The 19,449-nt window shown below is 63.3% G+C and carries 18 protein-coding genes; 5 read left to right on the top strand and 13 right to left on the bottom strand.

The annotated features are described in order from the left end of the window. Positions 1 to 9: 9 nt before the first annotated feature. From H6955_18505 to H6955_18535, 7 genes are read right to left on the bottom strand one after another with little or no spacing between them, the layout of a single operon-like run. Positions 10 to 1,380 carry a HAMP domain-containing histidine kinase gene (locus H6955_18505; GenBank protein MCP5315557.1) on the bottom strand — a complete coding sequence of 457 codons (1,371 nt, stop codon included), beginning with the start codon at positions 1,378 to 1,380 and terminating at the stop codon, positions 10 to 12. Then, positions 1,377 to 2,042: a response regulator transcription factor gene (locus tag H6955_18510; protein ID MCP5315558.1), complete on the bottom strand. Its 666-nt coding sequence runs from the start codon at positions 2,040 to 2,042 to the stop codon at positions 1,377 to 1,379. The genes H6955_18505 and H6955_18510 overlap by 4 nt, the downstream gene beginning before the upstream one ends. Continuing rightward, positions 2,042 to 2,362, bottom strand: coding sequence for a PepSY domain-containing protein (locus tag H6955_18515; protein ID MCP5315559.1), 321 nt, complete (start codon positions 2,360 to 2,362; stop codon positions 2,042 to 2,044). Before H6955_18515 ends, H6955_18510 begins: the two co-directional genes overlap by 1 nt. A 59-nt stretch (positions 2,363 to 2,421) precedes the next feature. Next, entirely contained in the window at positions 2,422 to 2,727 is a 306-nt protein-coding gene (locus H6955_18520) for a DUF3240 family protein (protein MCP5315560.1), read from the bottom strand. 1 nt (position 2,728) lies between these two features. Next, on the bottom strand, positions 2,729 to 5,803 hold the full coding sequence (locus H6955_18525) for an efflux RND transporter permease subunit (GenBank protein ID MCP5315561.1): 3,075 nt from the start codon (positions 5,801 to 5,803) through the stop codon (positions 2,729 to 2,731). After that, positions 5,803 to 6,888 carry an efflux RND transporter periplasmic adaptor subunit gene (locus tag H6955_18530; GenBank protein ID MCP5315562.1) on the bottom strand — a complete coding sequence of 362 codons (1,086 nt, stop codon included), beginning with the start codon at positions 6,886 to 6,888 and terminating at the stop codon, positions 5,803 to 5,805. Before H6955_18530 ends, H6955_18525 begins: the two co-directional genes overlap by 1 nt. Further along, complete coding sequence (locus H6955_18535; protein ID MCP5315563.1) at positions 6,885 to 8,105, bottom strand: TolC family protein; 1,221 nt, start codon at positions 8,103 to 8,105, stop codon at positions 6,885 to 6,887. The genes H6955_18530 and H6955_18535 overlap by 4 nt, the downstream gene beginning before the upstream one ends. Positions 8,106 to 8,341: 236 nt before the next feature. On the opposite strand from H6955_18535, the gene H6955_18540 reads away from it, so the two are divergent. Next, positions 8,342 to 8,764, top strand: a complete 423-nt coding sequence (locus H6955_18540; protein ID MCP5315564.1) for a hypothetical protein — start codon at positions 8,342 to 8,344, stop codon at positions 8,762 to 8,764. Between the two features lie 133 nt (positions 8,765 to 8,897). On the opposite strand, the gene H6955_18545 is transcribed toward H6955_18540, so the two are convergent. Both H6955_18545 and H6955_18550 read right to left on the bottom strand, forming a co-directional pair. After that, positions 8,898 to 9,392, bottom strand: a complete 495-nt coding sequence (locus H6955_18545) for a hypothetical protein (protein MCP5315565.1) — start codon at positions 9,390 to 9,392, stop codon at positions 8,898 to 8,900. A 458-nt stretch (positions 9,393 to 9,850) separates the two neighbouring features. Next, the gene (locus tag H6955_18550) at positions 9,851 to 10,039 is read right to left on the bottom strand and encodes an acetyltransferase (protein ID MCP5315566.1); all 189 of its coding nucleotides are present in this window, start codon (positions 10,037 to 10,039) and stop codon (positions 9,851 to 9,853) included. Between the two features lie 345 nt (positions 10,040 to 10,384). Between H6955_18550 and H6955_18555 the strand changes: the two genes are divergently transcribed. Beyond that, positions 10,385 to 11,401, top strand: a complete 1,017-nt coding sequence (locus H6955_18555; GenBank protein ID MCP5315567.1) for a hypothetical protein — start codon at positions 10,385 to 10,387, stop codon at positions 11,399 to 11,401. A gap of 64 nt (positions 11,402 to 11,465) precedes the next feature. Then, a complete protein-coding gene (locus H6955_18560) occupies positions 11,466 to 12,167 on the top strand; it encodes a hypothetical protein (protein ID MCP5315568.1) in 702 nt (233 codons plus the stop codon). Between the two features lie 39 nt (positions 12,168 to 12,206). On the opposite strand, the gene H6955_18565 is transcribed toward H6955_18560, so the two are convergent. From H6955_18565 to H6955_18575, 3 genes are all read right to left on the bottom strand, one after another. Then, positions 12,207 to 12,368 (bottom strand): DUF3096 domain-containing protein, encoded by a 162-nt coding sequence (locus H6955_18565; protein ID MCP5315569.1) that lies wholly within the window; start codon positions 12,366 to 12,368, stop codon positions 12,207 to 12,209. A gap of 102 nt (positions 12,369 to 12,470) precedes the next feature. Beyond that, the gene (locus H6955_18570) at positions 12,471 to 13,280 is read right to left on the bottom strand and encodes a PDZ domain-containing protein (protein ID MCP5315570.1); all 810 of its coding nucleotides are present in this window, start codon (positions 13,278 to 13,280) and stop codon (positions 12,471 to 12,473) included. A gap of 664 nt (positions 13,281 to 13,944) precedes the next feature. Then, positions 13,945 to 15,591, bottom strand: coding sequence for a methyl-accepting chemotaxis protein (locus tag H6955_18575; protein MCP5315571.1), 1,647 nt, complete (start codon positions 15,589 to 15,591; stop codon positions 13,945 to 13,947). 755 nt (positions 15,592 to 16,346) lie between these two features. On the opposite strand from H6955_18575, the gene H6955_18580 reads away from it, so the two are divergent. After that, positions 16,347 to 17,501, top strand: a complete 1,155-nt coding sequence (locus tag H6955_18580) for a glycosyltransferase (protein ID MCP5315572.1) — start codon at positions 16,347 to 16,349, stop codon at positions 17,499 to 17,501. An 8-nt stretch (positions 17,502 to 17,509) separates the two neighbouring features. Continuing rightward, positions 17,510 to 18,499 carry a glycosyltransferase family 2 protein gene (locus H6955_18585; GenBank protein ID MCP5315573.1) on the top strand — a complete coding sequence of 330 codons (990 nt, stop codon included), beginning with the start codon at positions 17,510 to 17,512 and terminating at the stop codon, positions 18,497 to 18,499. A 6-nt stretch (positions 18,500 to 18,505) separates the two neighbouring features. Here H6955_18585 and H6955_18590 read toward each other — a convergent pair whose 3' ends face one another. Next, positions 18,506 to 19,258, bottom strand: coding sequence for a glycosyl transferase (locus H6955_18590; GenBank protein MCP5315574.1), 753 nt, complete (start codon positions 19,256 to 19,258; stop codon positions 18,506 to 18,508). Positions 19,259 to 19,449 lie beyond the last annotated feature (191 nt).

Here is a 19,449-nt window from a genome sequence, read left to right on the forward strand (position 1 = left end):
ATCGCGGCGTCAAGCCGCGCGCGCCCGATAGGCCGGTAGCTGGACGCACACCTGAAGCCCGCCCAGATCCGATACCCCGAACTCCAGTTCGCCACCGTAGGCGTTGAGGATATCCTGCGCGATGGCCAGTCCGAGACCGGTCCCGGACGTCTGCTCATCCAGGCGCAGCCCCCGTTGGCCGATCAGGCGTCGTTGCTGCTCGGTGACGCCGGGACCGTCGTCTTCGATCAGGACCTTGCATTTATCGTCGCCCACGCTGCGCACGCGGACCCGGCTGCGTGCCCACTTGGTCGCATTGTCGAGCAGGTTGCCGAGCAGCTCGGCAAGGTCGGCCGGCGGCAGACGGACGTACTCCCGGTCGGGTAAGACGAGCTCCCAGGCAAGCTCTTCGCCGGTCGGCGTGCGTTGCAGGGTCTTGATCACTCCCCGCAATACTTTCACCAGGTCGGCATGCTGCTCGCGGGCGCCCGCCTCGCTGCGCAGCCGGGCCCGGATCAGTTCGCGATCGACGCGCTGGCGCATCGTCTGCGCCAGGTGCTCGAGATCGTCCGCCATGCCGGACTCACCCTGGGTGCGCAGTCGTTGTGCATCGGCGGTCAGGGCGGTCAGGGGCGTCTTCAAGCCGTGCGCCAGGTCGGCGGTCCAGGCGCGCGCCGCCTCGACCGTACGATCACGTGCTTCGAGGAGCTCGTTGATCTCGTCGACCAGGGGTTGCACCTCCTCGGGGAAGCGTTCGGTCAGGCGGTGATGCGCTCCGGAACGCACGGCCTGCACGCCCCGGCGAATACGATCGAGCGGAGAGAGCCCGGTCTTCACCTGGAACCAGCTCGCCAGCATCAAGGCGCCGGCCAACACGGCGATGAACGGCATCAGGTCGACGGCGAATGCGTCGCGCGCGGCGATCAGGTCGGTCCGATCGACGGCGACCACGACGCGCAGTCGATGCGGCTCGGTTGTCGGCAACACGACCACCTGTTGTTCACGTACCAGCAGGAACTGATCCGCCGGCCCCGGCAGCTCGTGACGATGTACGACACCCAGGGTCAGTTCGTCGCGCGGCAGTTTCAGCATGCTGTCCCACAGGGAGCGCGAACGAATCAGCACGTGGTGCTTGTCATCCTGTATCTGCCAGTACAGTCCGCTCAGCGGTTCGTCGAAGCGTGGATCGGACAGTGGCCTGGTCAGCACGAACCCTCCCGCGCCATCGGGCTCGATACGTCCGATCAACTCGGTGAGATAGGACTCGAGTTCCGCGTCCAGCCGGCGTTCGACGTGATGTCCGAACAGCTGCACCATCCCGAAGCCGGCGACGATCGATGCGACGCTGATCGAAATGGCTGCTGCAACCAGCAGCCGAATTCTCAGCGAATGCAGTTTCACGTTTCCGGCTTTTCGATCAAGTAACCGAAACCGCGACGCGTTTCGATCAGCTTGTTGCCCAGCTTCCTGCGGACCCGCCCGACCATCACCTCGATTGCGTTCGAATCGCGCTCGAAATCCTGCGAATACAGTTGTTCGGTCAGCTCGAGCTGCGAGACGACCCTGCCGGCGTGCTGGACCAGGTAGCTGACCAGACGATACTCCTGCGGTGACAGGTGGATCGGTTTACCGTCGACCGTCACCTGCATGCGCCGGGTATCGAGTGTCAGGGCACCGACCTCGATCACCGGGGTCGCCTGCCCGGTGGAACGACGTACGATCGCCCGCAGTCGTGCAAGCAGTTCCTCGATCCGAAACGGCTTGGGCAGGTAATCGTCGGCTCCGGCATCGATGCCCTCGACACGTTCGTTCCAGCTGCCGCGTGCCGTCAGCACCAGGACCGGAAAGTCCCGTCCCTCTTCGCGCCATCCCTTGAGCACCGCAAGACCGTCCATGCCCGGCAGTCCGAGGTCGAGAATCACTGCGGAATAGGGTTCTGTGCCGCCCTTGAACCAAGCGGCCTCGCCGTCGTCGACATGGTCGACGACATATCCCGATGTCTCCAGCGCCGAAACGACGCCTTCGGCGACCTTGGGGTCGTCTTCCACCAACAGAACGCGCATCAGTAGTCCGATTTCATGATGAATTCACCGGTGTGGGCATCCAGGTGAATCTTCTGCAACCGGCCCTCGGGATCGACGATCTTGAACTCGTAGACCCAGCGTTCAAACTCATACTCGTAGTGCGTCGCAACGATCTTTCCCGGTGTCACCTGATGCAGACGACGACGCACCTCGGACAGGGGCAGGGCGTCGCCGCGCGTGACCGCCTCGCGTGCCATTTCGTAGGCACTGTCGCGCTCATGCCAGCCGGGGTCACGCTCACGCTCAGCGGCGATCCCGGCCATCGCGATCAGCGCGATGGCCGTCACCAGAATGCCCATCCTGATATTGCGTTTCCGAAGCATTCGCAAAGCCTACACCGGCAAGAGAAATTCGGCCATCAGTCGAGATGGCCGGATTCGATGACCGGAATCAGCCAGTAGTGCATGCCGCTACCGTGAAATTCCTGCTTGATCTTCGTCAGCAGCAACTGGGCTTCAACGCACGGCAGGTGCAGCTTGAACAATACCTGTCGGCGCCGTCCGGCGACTTGCTCGCGGAGCGACATCGAATGTGCCGAACTCCCGTGCCCGGCGATCGGATAACTGGTGAAACCCTGTACGGTCGGCTGATCCAGCAACCAGTCGGTGACGGCATCCTCCACCTCGGGCGATACCACGATGTCCAGCAAACAGGTCTCGGTCATGTCAGGCTCCTTTCGGTTCCATGCCGAATCTGCGATACAGGATCGGCAAGAGGATCAGTGTCAACGCGGTCGATGAGATCAGGCCGCCGATCACCACGATCGCCAGAGGTCGCTGGATCTCGGAACCCGGCCCGCTGGCGAACAACAGCGGGACCAGGCCGAACGCCGCAATGCTGGCGGTCATCAGTACCGGGCGCAGTCGACGCCTGGCACCCTCGACCACCAATTGCCCGATCGGAATGCCCTGGGCACCGAGTTGGTTGAAATAGGTCACCATGACCACGCCGTTGAGTACCGCGATGCCGAGCAGCGCGATGAAACCCACGGACGCCGGCACCGAGAGGTATTCATTGGTGAGCCACAAGGCGACGATGCCTCCGATCATCGCGAACGGCACGTTGGTCAGCACCAGTGCGGCTTGGCGTACCGAACGGAAGGTCGTAAACAACAACAGGAAGATCAGGCCGAGCGCGACCGGCACGACGACCGACAGGCGTTGTGCGGCGCGCTGCTGGTTTTCGAACTCGCCGCCCCATTCGAAGTAGTATCCGGACGGCAGCTCGACCTGGTCTGCGACGCGCTGGCGTGCCTCCTCGACGAAGCCGACTAGGTCCCGGCCGGCGACATTGGCGACCACCACCGCCATGCGGTTGCCGCGTTCGCGTTGTACCGCCACCGGCCCCTCGGCCCGCTGCAAGGTGACCAGGGAGGACAGCGGCACACGCTGCCCGTCCGGCAGGGTCAGCTGCAGCGCACCGAAGACGGCCGCCGAGTCGCGCAGGTCTGCAGGTCCGCGCACGACCAGCGGTGTGCGCCGCGCACCTTCGTAGACGGTACCGACCTGGACACCCTCGACCTGGGCGCGCAGGCTGTCTTCGAGCGTGTCGACATCGAGGCCCAGGCGGCCTGCCGCCAGGCGGTCGACCTTCAACTCGTAGTACAAGGCCCCTTCGTTGCGCGGCGTGAACACGTCTTCGGCGCCCGCGATCTGTTCGACGACACCCACGATCTGTTCCGCGATCCGGTTCAGCTCATCCTGGCTGTCACCGAAGATCTTGATCGCCAGGTCTCCGCGTACCCCGGTCAGCATCTCGGATACGCGCATCTCGATCGGCTGCGTGAATGCATAGTCGACGCCGGGAAACTTCTCCAGCACCGTGCGGATCTCGGCGATCAGTTCGTCCTTGGTTTCCATGCGCCATTGATCGCGTGGCTTGAGCACCAGGAACGAGTCCGTCTGGTTGAGGCCCATCGGGTCCAGACCCAGTTCATCCGAGCCGGTCCGTGCCACGATGCCGGTCACCTCGGGCACATGCTCGAGGATCGCACGCTGCACGCGCTGGTCCAGCTCGATCGATTTCTCCAGGTTGATCGAAGGCAGTTTCTCGAGCTGCACGATCAGGTCGCCCTCGTCCATCGATGGCATGAAGGCCTTGCCGACCTGCGTGTACAGGGCGCCGGCGGCGGCCAGCATCGCGAGGGCGACGATGACGACCGTTCGGCTGTGCGCCAGGCTCCAATGCAACAGCGGCAGGTAGGTCGCCGATATCTTGCGGACCAGCCAGGGGTCTTCCTCTTTCGGCCGGCCGAGCAGGTACGACGACAGCACGGGTATGATCGTGAGCGACAGGACCAGGGATGCCGTCAGCGCGAAGACGATGGTCAAAGCGACCGGCACGAACAGCTTGCCTTCCAGTCCCTGCAGGGTGAGCAGCGGCAGGAACACGATCACGATGATCATGATGCCGGAAGTCACAGGCACGGCGACCTCGCGGGTGGCGCGATAGATCAGGTGCAGACGCGGCAGTTTCGCCTTGTCGCCATGGTGCGCGAGGGTTGTGACGATGTTCTCGACCACCACGACGGCCGCGTCGACCAGCATACCGATCGCGATCGCAAGCCCGCCGAGCGACATGAGGTTCGCCGAGAGGCCGAAGCTGTTCATCAGAATGAAGGTGGCCAGCGCCGCGAGCGGCAGAATCAACGCGACCGTGAGTGCGGCGCGCAGATCCCCCAGGAACAGCACGAGCAGTATGAGTACCAGCACGATCGCTTCCGTCAGTGCCTTGGAGACGGTGCCGACGGCACGTTCGACGAGGTTGCCACGGTCGTAGAACACGCGGATGTTCACGCCGGTGGGTAGGCTGGGTGTCAGCTCCTCGATCTTGGCGCGCACCCCCTGGACGACGTCGCGTGCGTTCGCACCCCGCAATCCCAGCACCAGGCCTTCGACGATCTCGCCGACGCCGTCGTGCGTGACGGCGCCATAGCGGGTCAGCGCGCCGAGACGGACGTCGGCGACGTCGCCGATGCGCACGGGTTGCGCCGGGTCGGCCTTGACGACGATCTGCGCGACGTCATCCAGGGTGCGGATGCTGCCCTCGGTGCGTACCAGTAGCGATTCTTCGCCATCGTTGAGTCGTCCGGCGCCGTCGTTGCGGTTGTTGCGTTCCAGGGCTTCGCGCAGCTGCATCAGGCTGATGCCGCGCGCGGTCAACCGGGTGTTGTCGGGCACGACCTCGAAGGTACGCACCAGGCCCCCGAGGGCGTTGACATCCGCGACTCCGGGTACGCTGCGCAGCGCGGGGCGGATCACCCAGTCGAGCAGTTCGCGCCGCTGCATCGTGTCGAGTTCGCCACCTTCGATCGTGAACATGAACATCTCGCCCAGCGGCGTGGTCAGCGGTGCGATACCGCCACTGATGTCGGTCGGCAGGTCACCCCAGATGGCATTCAGCCGCTCGCTGACCTGCTGGCGTGCCCAGTAGATATCGGTACCTTCCTCGAAATCCACCGTGATGTCGGTCAGCGCGTACTTGGCCACCGAGCGCAGCATCGCCTGGCGTGGGATGCCAAGCATCTCGACCTCGATCGGTGCCGTGATACGCGTCTCGACCTCCTCGGGTGTCATGCCGGGTGCCTTGACGATGATCTTGACCTGCGTGGTCGATACGTCCGGAAAGGCATCGATCGGCGTGCTGCGAAATGCCTGCCAGCCGCCTCCGATCAACACCAGCATCGACAGCAGCACCAGCAGGCGCTGTGTCAGCGCGAACTGAACGATTCTGGCGAGCATCACTCGACTCCCGCGGCGAGTGCCGCCTTCAATGCCACGGTACCGCTGACCACGACCTGGTCGCCTACCGAAAGACTTCCCTTGACATCCACTTCGTCGGCCTCGCGGTTGAGGACATGGACCGCAACGGCTTCGAAACCGTCAGGCCGCTCGATGAACACCTGGTCCACACCGTCGATGCGCAGCAGGGCCGGTGCCGGCACACGCACGGCGCTGTCGTCGGTCTGTTGGACCAGGCGCGCCTCGACGAACTGGCCGGGACGCAGCGCCTCGGTCCCTTCCCTGACCTCGGCCCTCACGAGGACACCCTGATCGGTGCCGTGCACCATGCGTCCCACGGTGATCACCTTCGCCGCGAGTCCTTGTGACAGCCGCACATCACTGCCGGGGCCGATATCGCCGAGCGCGTCCAACGGCACGTGCACCTCGACCCAGAGGCTGGAGAGGTCGCCGACACGGTAGAGCGGATCGGAAGCGGCGAGACGCTGCCCTGCGGTCGCCAGCTGTTCGAGGACGACCCCGTCGAGCGGTGCGGACACGTCCAGCGTCGTGGTCAGCTGCTGTGTCTTGGTCAGCGTGTCGATGGCGGATTCCGGCATGCCGGCCAACACCAATGCCTGGCGGTCGCGCGACTCGGCGGTCAACATCTCCCGGTGTGCGGACTCGCTCTCGAGCAGGCGCCGGCGGGCGACAATGCCTTCCTTATGCAGCTGTCGGTCGCGTGCCAGGGTCTCGCCGCTGAGCAGTCGACGGGTACGCGACTCGAGGTACGCAGCCTGCAGCTCGAGCAGCCCCTGGCTGCGCATGCGTGCAAGCGGCTGACCGGCCTTCACCGGTTCACCCTCGGCGACCAGCAGGGTCTCCACCACACCGTCCAGCGGGGCGCTGATCACACGGTGTTGGGCGTTGGGCACAGCGACCTTCGCGGGATAGGGTTTGCTCATCGGACTGCTAGCCGGCTGCACCGCAACCGTCTGGATTCCGAATGCAGCACGTTGCGCTTGATCGATCGGCGCTTTCTGCGCGGCATTGGCGCCGACAGTCAACGCAGCCGTCAGCATCATCGTGACGAGGCGTGTATTCATTGAGGGATCACTCCTTGGGCTTGATTGAGCCGGGCGACCGCCTGGCCAAGTTCCAGTTGACGAATTTCGAGATCGTGGCGCGCCGCCAGCGCGTCCGCCTGCGCCTGGAGCAGGCGGATCAGATCGGTCTCTCCGAGCGAGAAGGCACGACGGCTGAGTTTCAGGCTCTCTTCGGCAAGGCGGCTGCGCCTTTCGGTCTGGGCGGTTGCGGCCCTGGCACGTTCGAGCTCCAGCGCGGCGCGGGCCAGCTCGTCTTCGAGCGCGAGACGTGTCGCGGTGGCCTCGACCTGGGCCTGGGTCAGTGAAGCCTCGGCCTCGGCCAGGGCGGGGGCCGTGTGGCCGCCGGTGCCAAACGGCATGCTGATCTCGACACCGATCGCCGAGTCGTAGTCGCTGCCGGCCATGGCCTTCGCGCTCTTTCCACCCACCCAGACGCTCGGTCCGGTGCGGCGCTCGCTGCTGACACGGTCGCGTCGTGCACGCGCTTGTTCGACGCGTGCTTGGGACAGCCGCATGGCGGGGTGATCCTCGCCGATCTGATCTTCCAGCAGCGGTTGTTCCTGATCGGGCCGCTCGGGAAGATCGAGGCCGGTATAGCGGTCGAACAACAGGGCGGCCTGGCGGGCGCGCGTCTTGGCCTGCTCGGCGGACTCCTGGTGTTCGAGCAGCGTCTTCTCGGCCAGCAGCCGGTCTGAGCGGGGGAGCTCACCGGCCTCGACGCGACGCTGCACGTCGACGAATAGTTCGTTGGCCGCCTCGACGGCGGCTTGTGACTGGGCGGCCTCGCCGCGCGCAATCAGTGCCGACCAGAGCCGTTCGCGGACTTCGCCCGCGATATCCAGGCGCTTTGCGGACAGCAGGGCGTCAGACGCCGACAGCGCCTGTTCGCCCTCGCGCGCATAGCTGCCTGCATGACCCGGCAGCCAGAGCGGCAGTTCGACGCCGCTTTCCCATTCCCGGTAGCCAGAACCGCTGCCGACCGCATCGGTCTGGTATTTGATGTTGAAGGTCGGATCGCCGGATAGCGGCTGCGCCGCCTTGCGTTGCAGTGCCTGACCGACATTGCGTTCGGCATCGGCCAGCTCGACGCCCGGATTGCGCGCCAGGGCGGCGTCCAGCATCTCGGCCAACGACGGCGACGGCTGCGCCGCCATCGCCGGGGTACTGCAGATCAAGATGGCCACAAGACCCAGGTGGCTCAATCGTTCGTAAATCACCGTCACTTTCTCCTTGACCACGCGAAATGCCGCTCGGGCATCGCTCTGGAAGACGGTGGCGATTCGAACATGCGGCGGCTGACAGACCGCTGACATGCATTGTCAGCGAACGGTCAGCAGGCATCGCGTAGCGTGGTGGCCAGAGAGGAAAAGCGGTTTCGACACCCAACGGATGCGACATCAAACCCGAGGGCGCCGTGCAAAGCCGTAGCAGGATCAACCTAACGAGGCATCAGATGCAGAATAATCGTAAAACGCCAATGTGGGCGAAAGGGTTGCGTAGCGCGGCCATTCTGGGCGCTGCGCTCTATATCACCGGATGTTCGACCTTGAATCAGAGCGCCACCGCGGGTCACGCGGTACAGGTGGTCACCCAGGATTCACGGAACGGCCATGTGTCGATGGTGCAGACGCACGTGCTCGACGGGAGCGTCGCCGTGACCGGGTACGTCGAGAAGCCGTTCCCGATGCGCGGCATGATACCCGGGAGACTGCTGGTCACCGCCGTCGGCAGCGATGGCGGCGTATTGCAGGAGATCGAGAGCAACTACCACAGGCGTTCGAGCAAGTCGAAGCGCGCCTATTTCTCGGAAACGCTCGATGTCGATCCGAGTGCGATCGAGCTGGTACGGGTGACGCACCTGGGCATCGGGGAATGATCGTCGTGCCGGTCGACGGAGCGTTCTATACGCATCCCGTCGACCGGCAGATTCGACCAACGGTCAGGCGATGGCTGCGCGGAGCGCATCCACGGAAACCGGCCGCGCCGACGGCGCGACCGCGGGTGCCGAACTAGAAGTCGTCTTCGAGGTAACCGGAAAACTTCACCGACACCACGGACGAGCAGGTCGTAACGCTGCGGTTGAGCAACAGGTGCACAGACGTGCCCGGGTCGCCGTAGAGCTGCACCTGGGCGGACATCAGGTTTCTCCGGAAGTTGTTGCTGGACGAGTAGGAAGGGGCGATCGGCATATCGTGACCGAGTGCGTTGCCCCCGGTCGTCAGCGTGACCCGGGTGAACATGTTGAAGCTGCAGGACGTGGGCGCTGTGCTGGCCGACACGTATTCCAGGACGAAGCGCTTGCCGAGCGGCACGGTGAATATGCTGTTGTCGGAAGTCGCCACGGCGCCGTTGGCGAAGCTGATCACCGAGAAGAAGTTCACGGGCTCTTTGGACGGCGTCGTGCCGACGGGTTGTTCGACGACACGGACCGGCGTGGAATAGGCCGCAAGGGCGCTCGCGCTCAAGAAACCTGACAACACAAGCGTTGCGATAGCTGATTTCATCATCGTTCTCCTTTTTGTTTCCAATCGATGGGGTCCCCAGCGGCGGAACCCGCCGATCCCTGCGGGAGTCGCCGAGCCTGCCGTCTCAGCCATGGACTGCGCCGAGTGTTCGCGACCGCCTTTTCAGGTGCCAGCCACCGTCAGTGGGAATCGCTGGCTGCGACAGCCAGAGGTCGACCCGATGTCGTCGGGCACAGCCGGCGCAGTCGTTGATTGAACAGCCAAAGCAGGAATTACGCCACGAAGACATTCACACGAATTGTCAATCACTTGATGGCTTTTTCTCGACCAGTACTCAATATGGGAGACCCTGAATGTAAAGAAACTCGACAGTCGGATGGGGTGTCGGGATCGGGGGTGCCGGGCGAGGGTGCGCGACCGGTCAGGTGCTGATCCAGCGCGACCCAGCTGCAGGCGGCCGGCGCTGCCCATCGGCGATTCCGCGCCGGAACCCGCTGTCACGGGTCCTCTCGGTCCGCCGCTGTGGTCAATAATGGGCGCAAGTCCAGGCAGCGCATCGCCTGGATCGCGAGTTCCCAACGGCCTTCCGCGCACAGGCCGCTGATGCCAGCGCTTTCGTACGCCTCCAGCGCCGCCGCGATGCACCCCTGGCGCACCGATTCGGCCAACTCCGCTTCGTTCTGCATCGTGCCTCCTTCGTACCCGCATCCACCACCTGTCGAAGATCGCGATGGAAACTCTCTCCGGGTCATCTTTGTCGAAACAACTGCACCACAGCATGTAGATGCCATCAATGCGCCCGCGCGAAACAGGTGTCGCAACGACGGCGCCCTGAGGCGTGGCTTGTACCGCCCGGGCAGAACATGCAAGGTGACAGGGTACCCGACGCTGTAGGTGGTCGGGCGGGAGCAGGCCGGTTGAAGGTGCACGACAACTACCGGAACGCATGCGGCAGGGCCAGGGGTACGGCGCAAGACGCGCTAGCGCGCCGACCCATTCATCGGCATTGTGAAGCGATTCGGTCGCGGGCCGTGCCAACCGCGATGCTGACGCTGATGCTGATCGCCGGTGCCACCTCGGCCGGTGACGCGACGCAGGCGGATTGCGAGGGACCGACCGCAGACGTCGAGCGGATCGAGATCATGTCGCCGGCCGGACATTGGCGGCGCGAGGAATTCGCCGAGATGGTGCCGGCGATCCGCCTGCCGACGACCCATGACACGAGCGATGTCATCCGGGTATTTCTGAAGGTGCCGTCGGGCGCTCGCATTGCCGCCAGGATGCTGCCCGACCAGCGACGTGCGACGCTGATCTTTCCGCCCGGCACCCAAGCGGACCGCGTGGAGATGTTCGCTTTCCAGAACCCGGATGGCGCGTCGGAGGAAACGGTGGTCGACGTACGCGGGACCACGATCGATGACCAGGGTCGCCAGCGTTTTCATGCGCTTCGCCCGGAACACGGGGGCGCACAGGCGCCGGTTCTCGGGTGGTCGTGGCCGGCGGGCGACGAAGACGCGCGGAATCTGGCGACCTGTCTGCTGATGCGGCTCAGCCGGCAGGCACGCACGCCGGTCGGGCGCCCACCGCTGGACGACGAAGGCCTGCGGATGTTGCAGCGCCTCAACGACTGCAGCCGTTGTCACCTGGCGAATCACCAGCGCGACCACTCCATCCACCACGCGCCGATGCCGCGACGCGAGACGGATCAGTCCGGCTTCTATACGCCGTTGTCGGTGCTCAACGATGCGGTGGCGCTGGCCGCCACCAGGCCGTTGGATCTCAATGCCGGCGATCCCTACGTGAGCGTGAGCTGCGATTCCGGTCCGGCGATGCTGGCGCGCGAGCAGGGATGGATCTGGTACCGCTGCGCGGACGACAGCGTACCGGTCGGACGGCGGGACATCAGCGCAGGCCTGCGTGATGGCGACAGTTACACCAGGTCAGTCTGCGCCGCGCGACGTTACCTGTTCGAACACATGGACCAGGATGCCAGGAAGGCGTTTGCCGAAGCCTTTGCCGTCTGTGGTATCGGCCGTGACCACCGTTGATGTGTGCGTCGACCCGATGTTATCCAGGGTCGTCGTGCCGAAGACAAATCCAGGAGAGAGATGTATGAATGGAACGTTGCGTACCCGGGTCCTTGCGCTCTTGCCCGCCATCATGTTGGCGCTGCCGTCTGCACCATTCGCGGCAGACAACGTCAAAGACACCGCCCATCCCGAGGTGAAATCCGGGACCTATTGCCCGGACGAGGCATCCACCTTTCTTGTGCTGGAGGAGCTGACAGTTGCGATCAAGAGCGTATCGCAAGCGCGTGAAAGTCTACTGGTCCTCAGTGATGTCGAGGCCGCGACAACGTTGCTCACGCGGGCCGATGCCGCGCTGGCGTTGGCCAATGGTCGTGGATCCGGCGCGCGTGTTGCGAACCTGATCGACGCGGCGCTTGCAGCGAAAAGGGACGGGCAGCCGAAGGCGACGCTGACCTGGATGTTGCCCATACGGCTCGCGCTGAAAGGACTCCCCGACGATCCGGCACGCAGTGCGGCTGCGCGGCACATCGACAGTGCGGAGGCCATCATTCAGGGCCAGGAAACGGGTGACGTCGTCAAGACCCTGCTGCAGGCAAAGCAGTACCTGATGTGCGACCCTCTGCACATACCGCTGCGGCAGGCGCTATCCCACCTGGCGCGACTGCGCAGAGACATCGCCGCCGGCACGAAACCATCCGACGACGATTTTTCTGTCGAGATCGATCAACTCAATCGCGCGATGGACTACGGCCTGCGCCATCTCAACGAACTCGAAAAGCGATGATGGCCGTGCGCAAGCCGGGCACGACGCATCGTGCAGCCTCTACCATGGCCCGAAGCCACCGCGATGCCCCAACAAGCCGATCAAACCGATCATGATCAGGTACAGCGCGACAATGTAGTTCAGCACGCGTGGCCAGATCAGAATCGCGATGCCCGAAAGCAATGCCAGCAGCGACGGTACGATCAAGATGTTGCCAGGCATTCGGCCCTCCCGTGATTTGAGATTTTGGCGAATGGTCGACCAGGCCGTGCTTATCGGCCTGGCCCAACGACTTACGCCTTGCACGCCGGTATCCGTGCGCGATCAATAGTCCGGCCAACCCTCGAAAGCCCGCGGTCTGAACGGATGTAGACCGAACATGGGTCCGCGCATGAACGGGACATCACCCCGCGCGGACAACGCCTCGAGCAGTTGCGACCGCTCGACCGAAGGCAGGTCATCCGCGTGGGTGAGTTGCTGCCGAATGGCTTCGCGTGTGCCGGTGAATGTCTTGCTCACCAGCTCGCCATTCGAATCCAGGTAACCGATCCTGGCCTGGTAGGTCCCGTCATCCAACTTTTTCAGCGACAGCTCGTCGAAACGCTCCCAGCCACGCGCGGCATCGTCCGACCGGAATCCGTACGGTTGGAAGTGATTCCTCGGCATCGACATCCAGGGCGAACGGGGCCCCGGGATACCAGGCGCCGCAAAGTCCGCGACCTGTCGCTGTCCAAGCGTTACATCGACCTCCTGCAAGGTGCCTCCGCGGACGACCGTCAACACCGCCTTGCGGTTCGGCGCGTCCGCCCTGACGAGCCGACTCAACTGGTCGGCGGAATAGAGTTTTTGATCGTCGTACGACAACAGGATGTCGTAAGGCTGTAGTCCACTGGCAGCAGCGGGGGAATCGGCTGCGACATCGCGAATCATCACACCCTGTCCACCTTGCAGCACATCGCCAAGCTGAGCGCGGACCTCGTCGCTCACCGGCACCAGGCCAATGCCCAGGTAGCCACCACCATTCTCCAGCTGCGCGGCCGGTGCCGCGACCGTATCCGGGGCCGCGACACTCACGCCGGCGATCGGCAGCAACATTGCAACGGCGAGCGACAAGGCCAAACGTTTGGTCTTCATGATCACAACCTCCTCGTGGATCAATTCACTCGATTAGATTGGCTTTGCCGCGCGTTGTTCCCGATCCTCGGATGAACGACGGAGGTACCGTGCGCCGGGTACACGCGTCTTAACGCTCGCTTAACATTTCTCCAACCGGTATCGCCCCGGGGTGTTGGTTAGGGGACCGCGAGTACGTATCAGGGAGCAGGGCAGTCCCTTGTGCTCGCCGCGCTGGCGTGCCCAGTGAGACCAGCCTTTCGCGGGCGCGGTACTGGACTCCTGCCTGCACCACGGGATGAACGCGTTGATGCGGATGCCGGGAAGCAGTGCCATCTGCAACAGCCGCGCCGGGGATCGCATCAGGGGCAGGGGCATCGACTGAGAGGCGGGTGATCGTGCGCACTTTTCGGCGGAAAGCGCAGGGAAGCCACCAGGCCGGCGGGGCGGCCCGCTCGTACGGGTTGCACGCGCCCAAATACGCGCAGGCGTTCAACGCGACGATCGCCACCTGCCTGCCGGTGCGACACAAAAATGGAGCGCCCGCTTCGCGCTTGATCTCAACCGGTTACCGTGAAGGACAGCAACTCGGCGAAGTTCGAAACCCGAAATCGGCCATTGCGGTTAAGAGCGGTTTGGACGACTCCTAGACCGCGGATCGCTCGACCCGGCGAGATACCGCCTCTCAGATCTTGAAGTTCTTCACGACCGCGTCGAGTTCCTCGGCTTGTTCCGACAATGTGCCGCTGGCGTGTGAAACCTCTGCTGCGGTCTGCGCCGAGAGCGCCGCGGTCGCGTTGATTTCGGTGACGTTGCGATTGATATCCTCGGTCACAACGGTCTGTTCCTCGGCCGCGCTCGCGATCTGCGTGTTCATATCGTTGATCGAAGCGACAGCTGCGGCAATCTCATTGAGCGACTGTTGCACCGACTCCGCCCGCTCCACACCGAGCGTGACCTTTTTCTGGCCTTCGGTCATCACCGTCACGGCACTGCGTGCTCCCGCCTGCAGCTGCTCGATCATGGCCTGAATCTCGGTGGTCGACTGCTGGGTTCGGCTGGCCAAAGTGCGCACTTCATCCGCTACCACCGCGAAACCACGGCCTTGTTCACCGGCCCGCGCGGCTTCGATCGCAGCGTTCAGTGCCAGCAGGTTGGTCTGTTCGGCAATGCCGCGAATCACATCCAACACCGAACCGACCTTTTCCGATTCGCCCTCGAGTCTCTGGATCACCTCGGCCGCGCGCGCGACATCCTGTGCCAATTCGTGGATCGAGGCCAAGGAGTCCTGGACACGCGCGTTACCGCTTCTCGCGTCGGCATCCGCACGGCCCGCCGAACTCGCCGCGTCCGAGGCGCTCTTCGCGACCTCTTGCACCGTGGCCGCCAGTTCATTCACGGCGGTCGCCACCGAATCTGTGGCGGTATGCTGGGCAGCCAGCATCTCCTGTGCCTTGTCGTTGAGTTGAGCCAGTCGTCCGGAGCCGTCTTTCACGGTGCTGGCGGTTGCGGCCAGACGCGAGATCAGGTCGTGCAGCTTGTCGAGGAACTGATTCAGGCTGCTTGCGAGGTGGCCGAGTTCGTCTTTGCTGTCGGCCGGGACGCGCAGCGTCAGGTCACCATTGCCGTTCGCCAGGTCGTCGATCGTATGGATCACCCGACGAAGGGGGCGGGTGATCAGGGGAGGGAAGACGAACGCCAACAGAACGCATACCGCCAAACCGGCCGCCAACGACAGGGATTGCATCCAAAAGCTGCTGTCGACGCGGTCATGCGCTTGACCGACTGCGGCGGCGATCTCTTTCTGAACCTGTTCTGTGAGCTGGTCGAGCACGTCGCGCATCGCCCCGAACTGCGCCTCGCCTTCGTTGAAGCTCAGCTTGATGGCATTGCTCCTGCCGACCGGGCCGCCTTCGCGACGTTGTCGCTCGATCTCACCGGTGGTGGTCGCCCAGTTACCGAACAGCGCCTGGAACTCGTCGGCCCGGGCGCGCGCCGTCTCCGATTGCGTGGTTTCGAAAAACTTCGTCGCCCGCGTCTGCGCCTGCTCGATGTTTTCGTCATGCATCGCGGCCAATTGTTTGAATTCGTCCGAGTTTTCGTCGACGAACATCATGCTGCGCTCGGCGACCAAGGCCTGATAGAGATCGCGATCCGCCTGCAGCAGGTAGTCGAGTGCCTTGACGTACTCATCGGCCAATTGGTTGACGGTCCCGCCCAGCTGTCCAACTTGGCGCATCGCGAGCGTCGCGACAGATGCCAGCAGTACGGCCAACACGGTAATCGGCAAAACCAGCTTCCAACGAAAGCCCAGATTGTTAAACCACGACATAGCGATACCTCCGCGATTCCGCCGTTTGCTTCGCCTCAAGCCCGTCCATTTCGATGTCGATCGTCATGGCGCCGACCGCTTCTGGAAAACTGTGTTGCGACTTGGACCTAGTGGTAGTTACTAGCGCCGCGACGGCGGCGTACTTTAATTGGCTAGGAGTTATCGCCCTTGGGCATGCGCCGGAGTCGTTAGGGTGAATGGGATGCGGACCGTCGAACCGAGACCCGGAGGAATGCGGCGGCTTCGTCTGACGACAATCCGCACTCGTACTGAAGTGACCGCAGGGAGGACAAATTGTCCGCAAGGTAGTTTTCGCGGAATCAAGGGGACTTGCTGTCGCGCCTTGTCACAGCGGGCCTCCGGGCCGACTGCCCCCCATCCGTGAATGCGCATAATACATATTATGTTAAAACTTAAGTGAAGGCGATGGGACCGAGTTGAGAATAAGTTCAAGTGTTTAAGGCCACCAATTCATCCAAGTCCGCCTCGCGCGGCATAATTGTTTCCCGCATCGTGCACGCGTAGCTTTTCCGCTGGCAAAAGAATGGCCCCTCAGCGCTCACCTGCTGACAGTGATACGTCGGTATCTTTAGTGCCACACGCTTGCGCCTGGACCGAAGATGGCGCCATCGATCAAGAGATGGGACGCGTTCGTGATCCCGGGCGATTCGCCGCGACAAGGTATGGTGTGCAGCAAACGGATAGGATGGACTCTGTTTCCCGTTGGGTCGGCAAGGCCCCCACTTCGAAGGTCGATGTACGATCCAAACCGAATTGCGTGCTTCTTTTCCACATCCGGCCACAGCGGTGTAGATCGTGCAGCCCGGCATCTGATTCCAGCCCTGGCGCGAAGGGGTTACGACGTAGACCTGCTAAAGGTTCGCCGTCATGGGCCGCACCTCGATTGTGAACACGGTGAGTGTCCCCCCGGTGTCGCAATCGTCGACCTCGGGTCTCGCCATACGTACGGCAGCCTTGGAGCCGTGGTGCGTTATCTGCGTCGCACCCAGCCGGCAGTGCTGCTCGCCGACAAGGATCGGGTCAACCGGACAGCGCTGTTAGCTCGTTTACTGTCGCGGCAAAACACGCGCCTGATACTGTCCTCAGGGACGACGATATCGATCGACCTCGCGACCCGCGGGGCGCTCGAACGCTGGGTGCAACGCAATTCCATGGGTCGGCTGTACCCGCTCGCCGACCGTGTCATCGTGACCAGCGCCGGCGTGGCCGACGACATGGCCTGTTACACGGGGCTCGACCGGCAGCTCATTAGCGTCGTACCGTCCCCGGTCGTCCCGGAAACGCTGTTCGAGAACCGCCAGCACCCACCCGATCATCCCTGGTTCGGTGATCCACAGAGGCCGTTGATCCTTAGTGTCGGGGAACTGTGTGCCCGCAAGGGCTTCGACGTGCTGCTAAAGGCCTTTGCCCGAGTACGTGCGACGCGGCCATGCCGCCTGATGATCCTTGGTCGCGGCAATGCGCGAGACCGCTTGCTCGCGTTGGCCGGCGAGCTCGGGGTTTCAGAGGATTTTGCGCTGCCCGGTTTCGTCCGCGCGCCTTACGCCTGGATGGCCCATGCCAATCTGTTCGCCTTCACTTCCCGCTGGGAGGGCCTGGGATTCGTGATCATCGAGGCGCTGGCCGTGGGTACCCCGGTAGTCGCAACCGACTGCCCAAGCGGCCCGCGCGAGATACTCGCGAATGGAAGCTACGGTGAACTCGTTGCAGTGGACGACGATGCCGCACTGGCGCGCGCGATGCTGGCGACCCTGGACGCACCGCCGGCACGCGAATTTCTCCAGAACGCTGCGCGCCCGTACGAGATCGAAGCAGCCACAAACGCGTATCTCGATGCGTTCGGCCTACCCCACAAGGCACTCCGGGCAAAACCGGTGGCCAAGCCATGACGTACCCGTTGGGCCCACCGGATCCCCGTACCGCGGAGAGATCGCCGCGCACTGCAGAAGGCTCAGGCGGTGACATCCATGACGGGCCAATGTTCACAATATTTGTTCCCACCTATAATCGGGCGTATTGTCTGCCGCGCGCGTTGCAGAGCGTCGCGGAATCCAGTTGCCAAGACCTCGAGGTCGTGGTGGTGGATGATGGATCGACCGACGACACTCCTGACGTGGTACGCGGGTGGCAGGGGCGCGTTCCGTATCCACTGCGTTACGTTCACCAGCCCAACGGCGGCAAGGCGAGTGCCCACAACCACGCGCTGGCGGTCGCCGAAGGCTACTTCTTCATCAATCTCGACTCTGATGATTCGCTTATCCCTGGGGCGCTCGACGCGATCTTGGCGGAGTGGGCATCGGTGCCTGCGGACCGGCAGGCGGAACTATCCGGGATCGCGGGTTTATTGATCGAGGAGGATGGCAGCATCTCCGGAACGCCCTATCCGCTCGACCGCGTGGATTCTGACTACCTGGCCATCCATGCGCTTGGGCATATCCACGGAGACAAGCGCGAGGCGACCCGCACCAGCGTCCTGCGAGAATTTCCGTATCCGATCATCCCGGGCGAACGCCACGTGCGCGATAACCTGATCTTCCGACGCATGGCGCATCGCTACCAGACGCGCTTCGTCAACCTGCCGCTGGTGCTCGGACGCCGTGAAGCCGACGGGATCACCGCGAATATCCGCCACTTTCGCGCGCGCAACCCGCGTGGCATGCGCCTCGCCTTTCTCGAAGAAATCACACTGCACGATGCTTATGCCGACGCCCGTCAGCTGCGGCGCAACTCGATACGGTATATCCGCTATTCCCTGCACAGCGGAATCGGCCCGCTGCGCCAGTTTCGGGAGATCAAGCACTTCGTCGTCTGGTTTACGGCCTTGCCCGAAGGCGTCATCGCCTGGCTTGGCGATCGGCTGAGGCGACTGGTGCAGCGCCATCCATGAGCCGCGTCACCGTCGGCGCAGGTGCATGTGTCTGCGGACGAAGTTGCGCAGACCGTGTTTCATGACCCGGAGATAACGACGATCCCCCGGCAACCCGATGTGCCGCCCACCTCCAATGTGCTCCACATAGACCTCGTCGAGCGTGACGGCGAAATAACCGAGGTCACGAAAGTGCTGCGCGACTGCCGCCTCGCTGCCCAGTTCGGTCAGCGAACCGACCCGGGCAAAGTCCGACATGCGCTTCAGTGTTGGATTGAATGTGAACCCCTGGCAACTGCCCATCTGGTCCAACACGAGGCGATGATACGGAATACCAGTCGGCGACGTCCTGCCTTGCGGTTCGACCGGATGTCCGCTGGTCTCATGCAGGCCACGCAGCCAGACATTGACGATGCGCGAATCGAAATCAAGCAGATCGAACGATCGCTCTATGAATCCACCACGCATAAACTTCCAGTCGTCCTCACAGTGGAACACGTAGGGGGTATCGACCTCCGCATAGGCGCGCTCGATGCTGCCAATCTGCCCGAGTTTGGGGTCGTTCACGAGAACGATATCGAAGATATTGCCGAAGCGACGCCGGACGAACCGTGCCATGGCCTCGTCAGCTGCATCTTCGACCAAGATGTAGCGGGCAATCGGATAGCTGTTGAGCGCCAGAAAGCTATCGACCGTCGTCTTCAGCAGGTCGGGCCGGCCACAGCTGGTAATGACAAAACTGACCGCGCGCGCGGAAGATTGCTCGGATACTGTTGTCATCAGTCAGTAAGACCTATGACAAGGGCCGATTCGCGATTTAAGATCCAGCCAAGCATTGAAAATTCGTCCAGTGATGGAAACGCGCACGTGTCTTGATCGGCCTTGGGCGATAGCCTAGTGGTCGACTAAGCGGCCGGTCAACTCGCCGAACCGTTGCTCGCCACCCTCGAACTCAGTAGATGCCACCCTGA

The organism is Chromatiaceae bacterium, from assembly GCA_024235395.1.
In the GTDB taxonomy this organism is placed as follows: Bacteria; Pseudomonadota; Gammaproteobacteria; order Chromatiales; family Chromatiaceae; genus Thiosocius.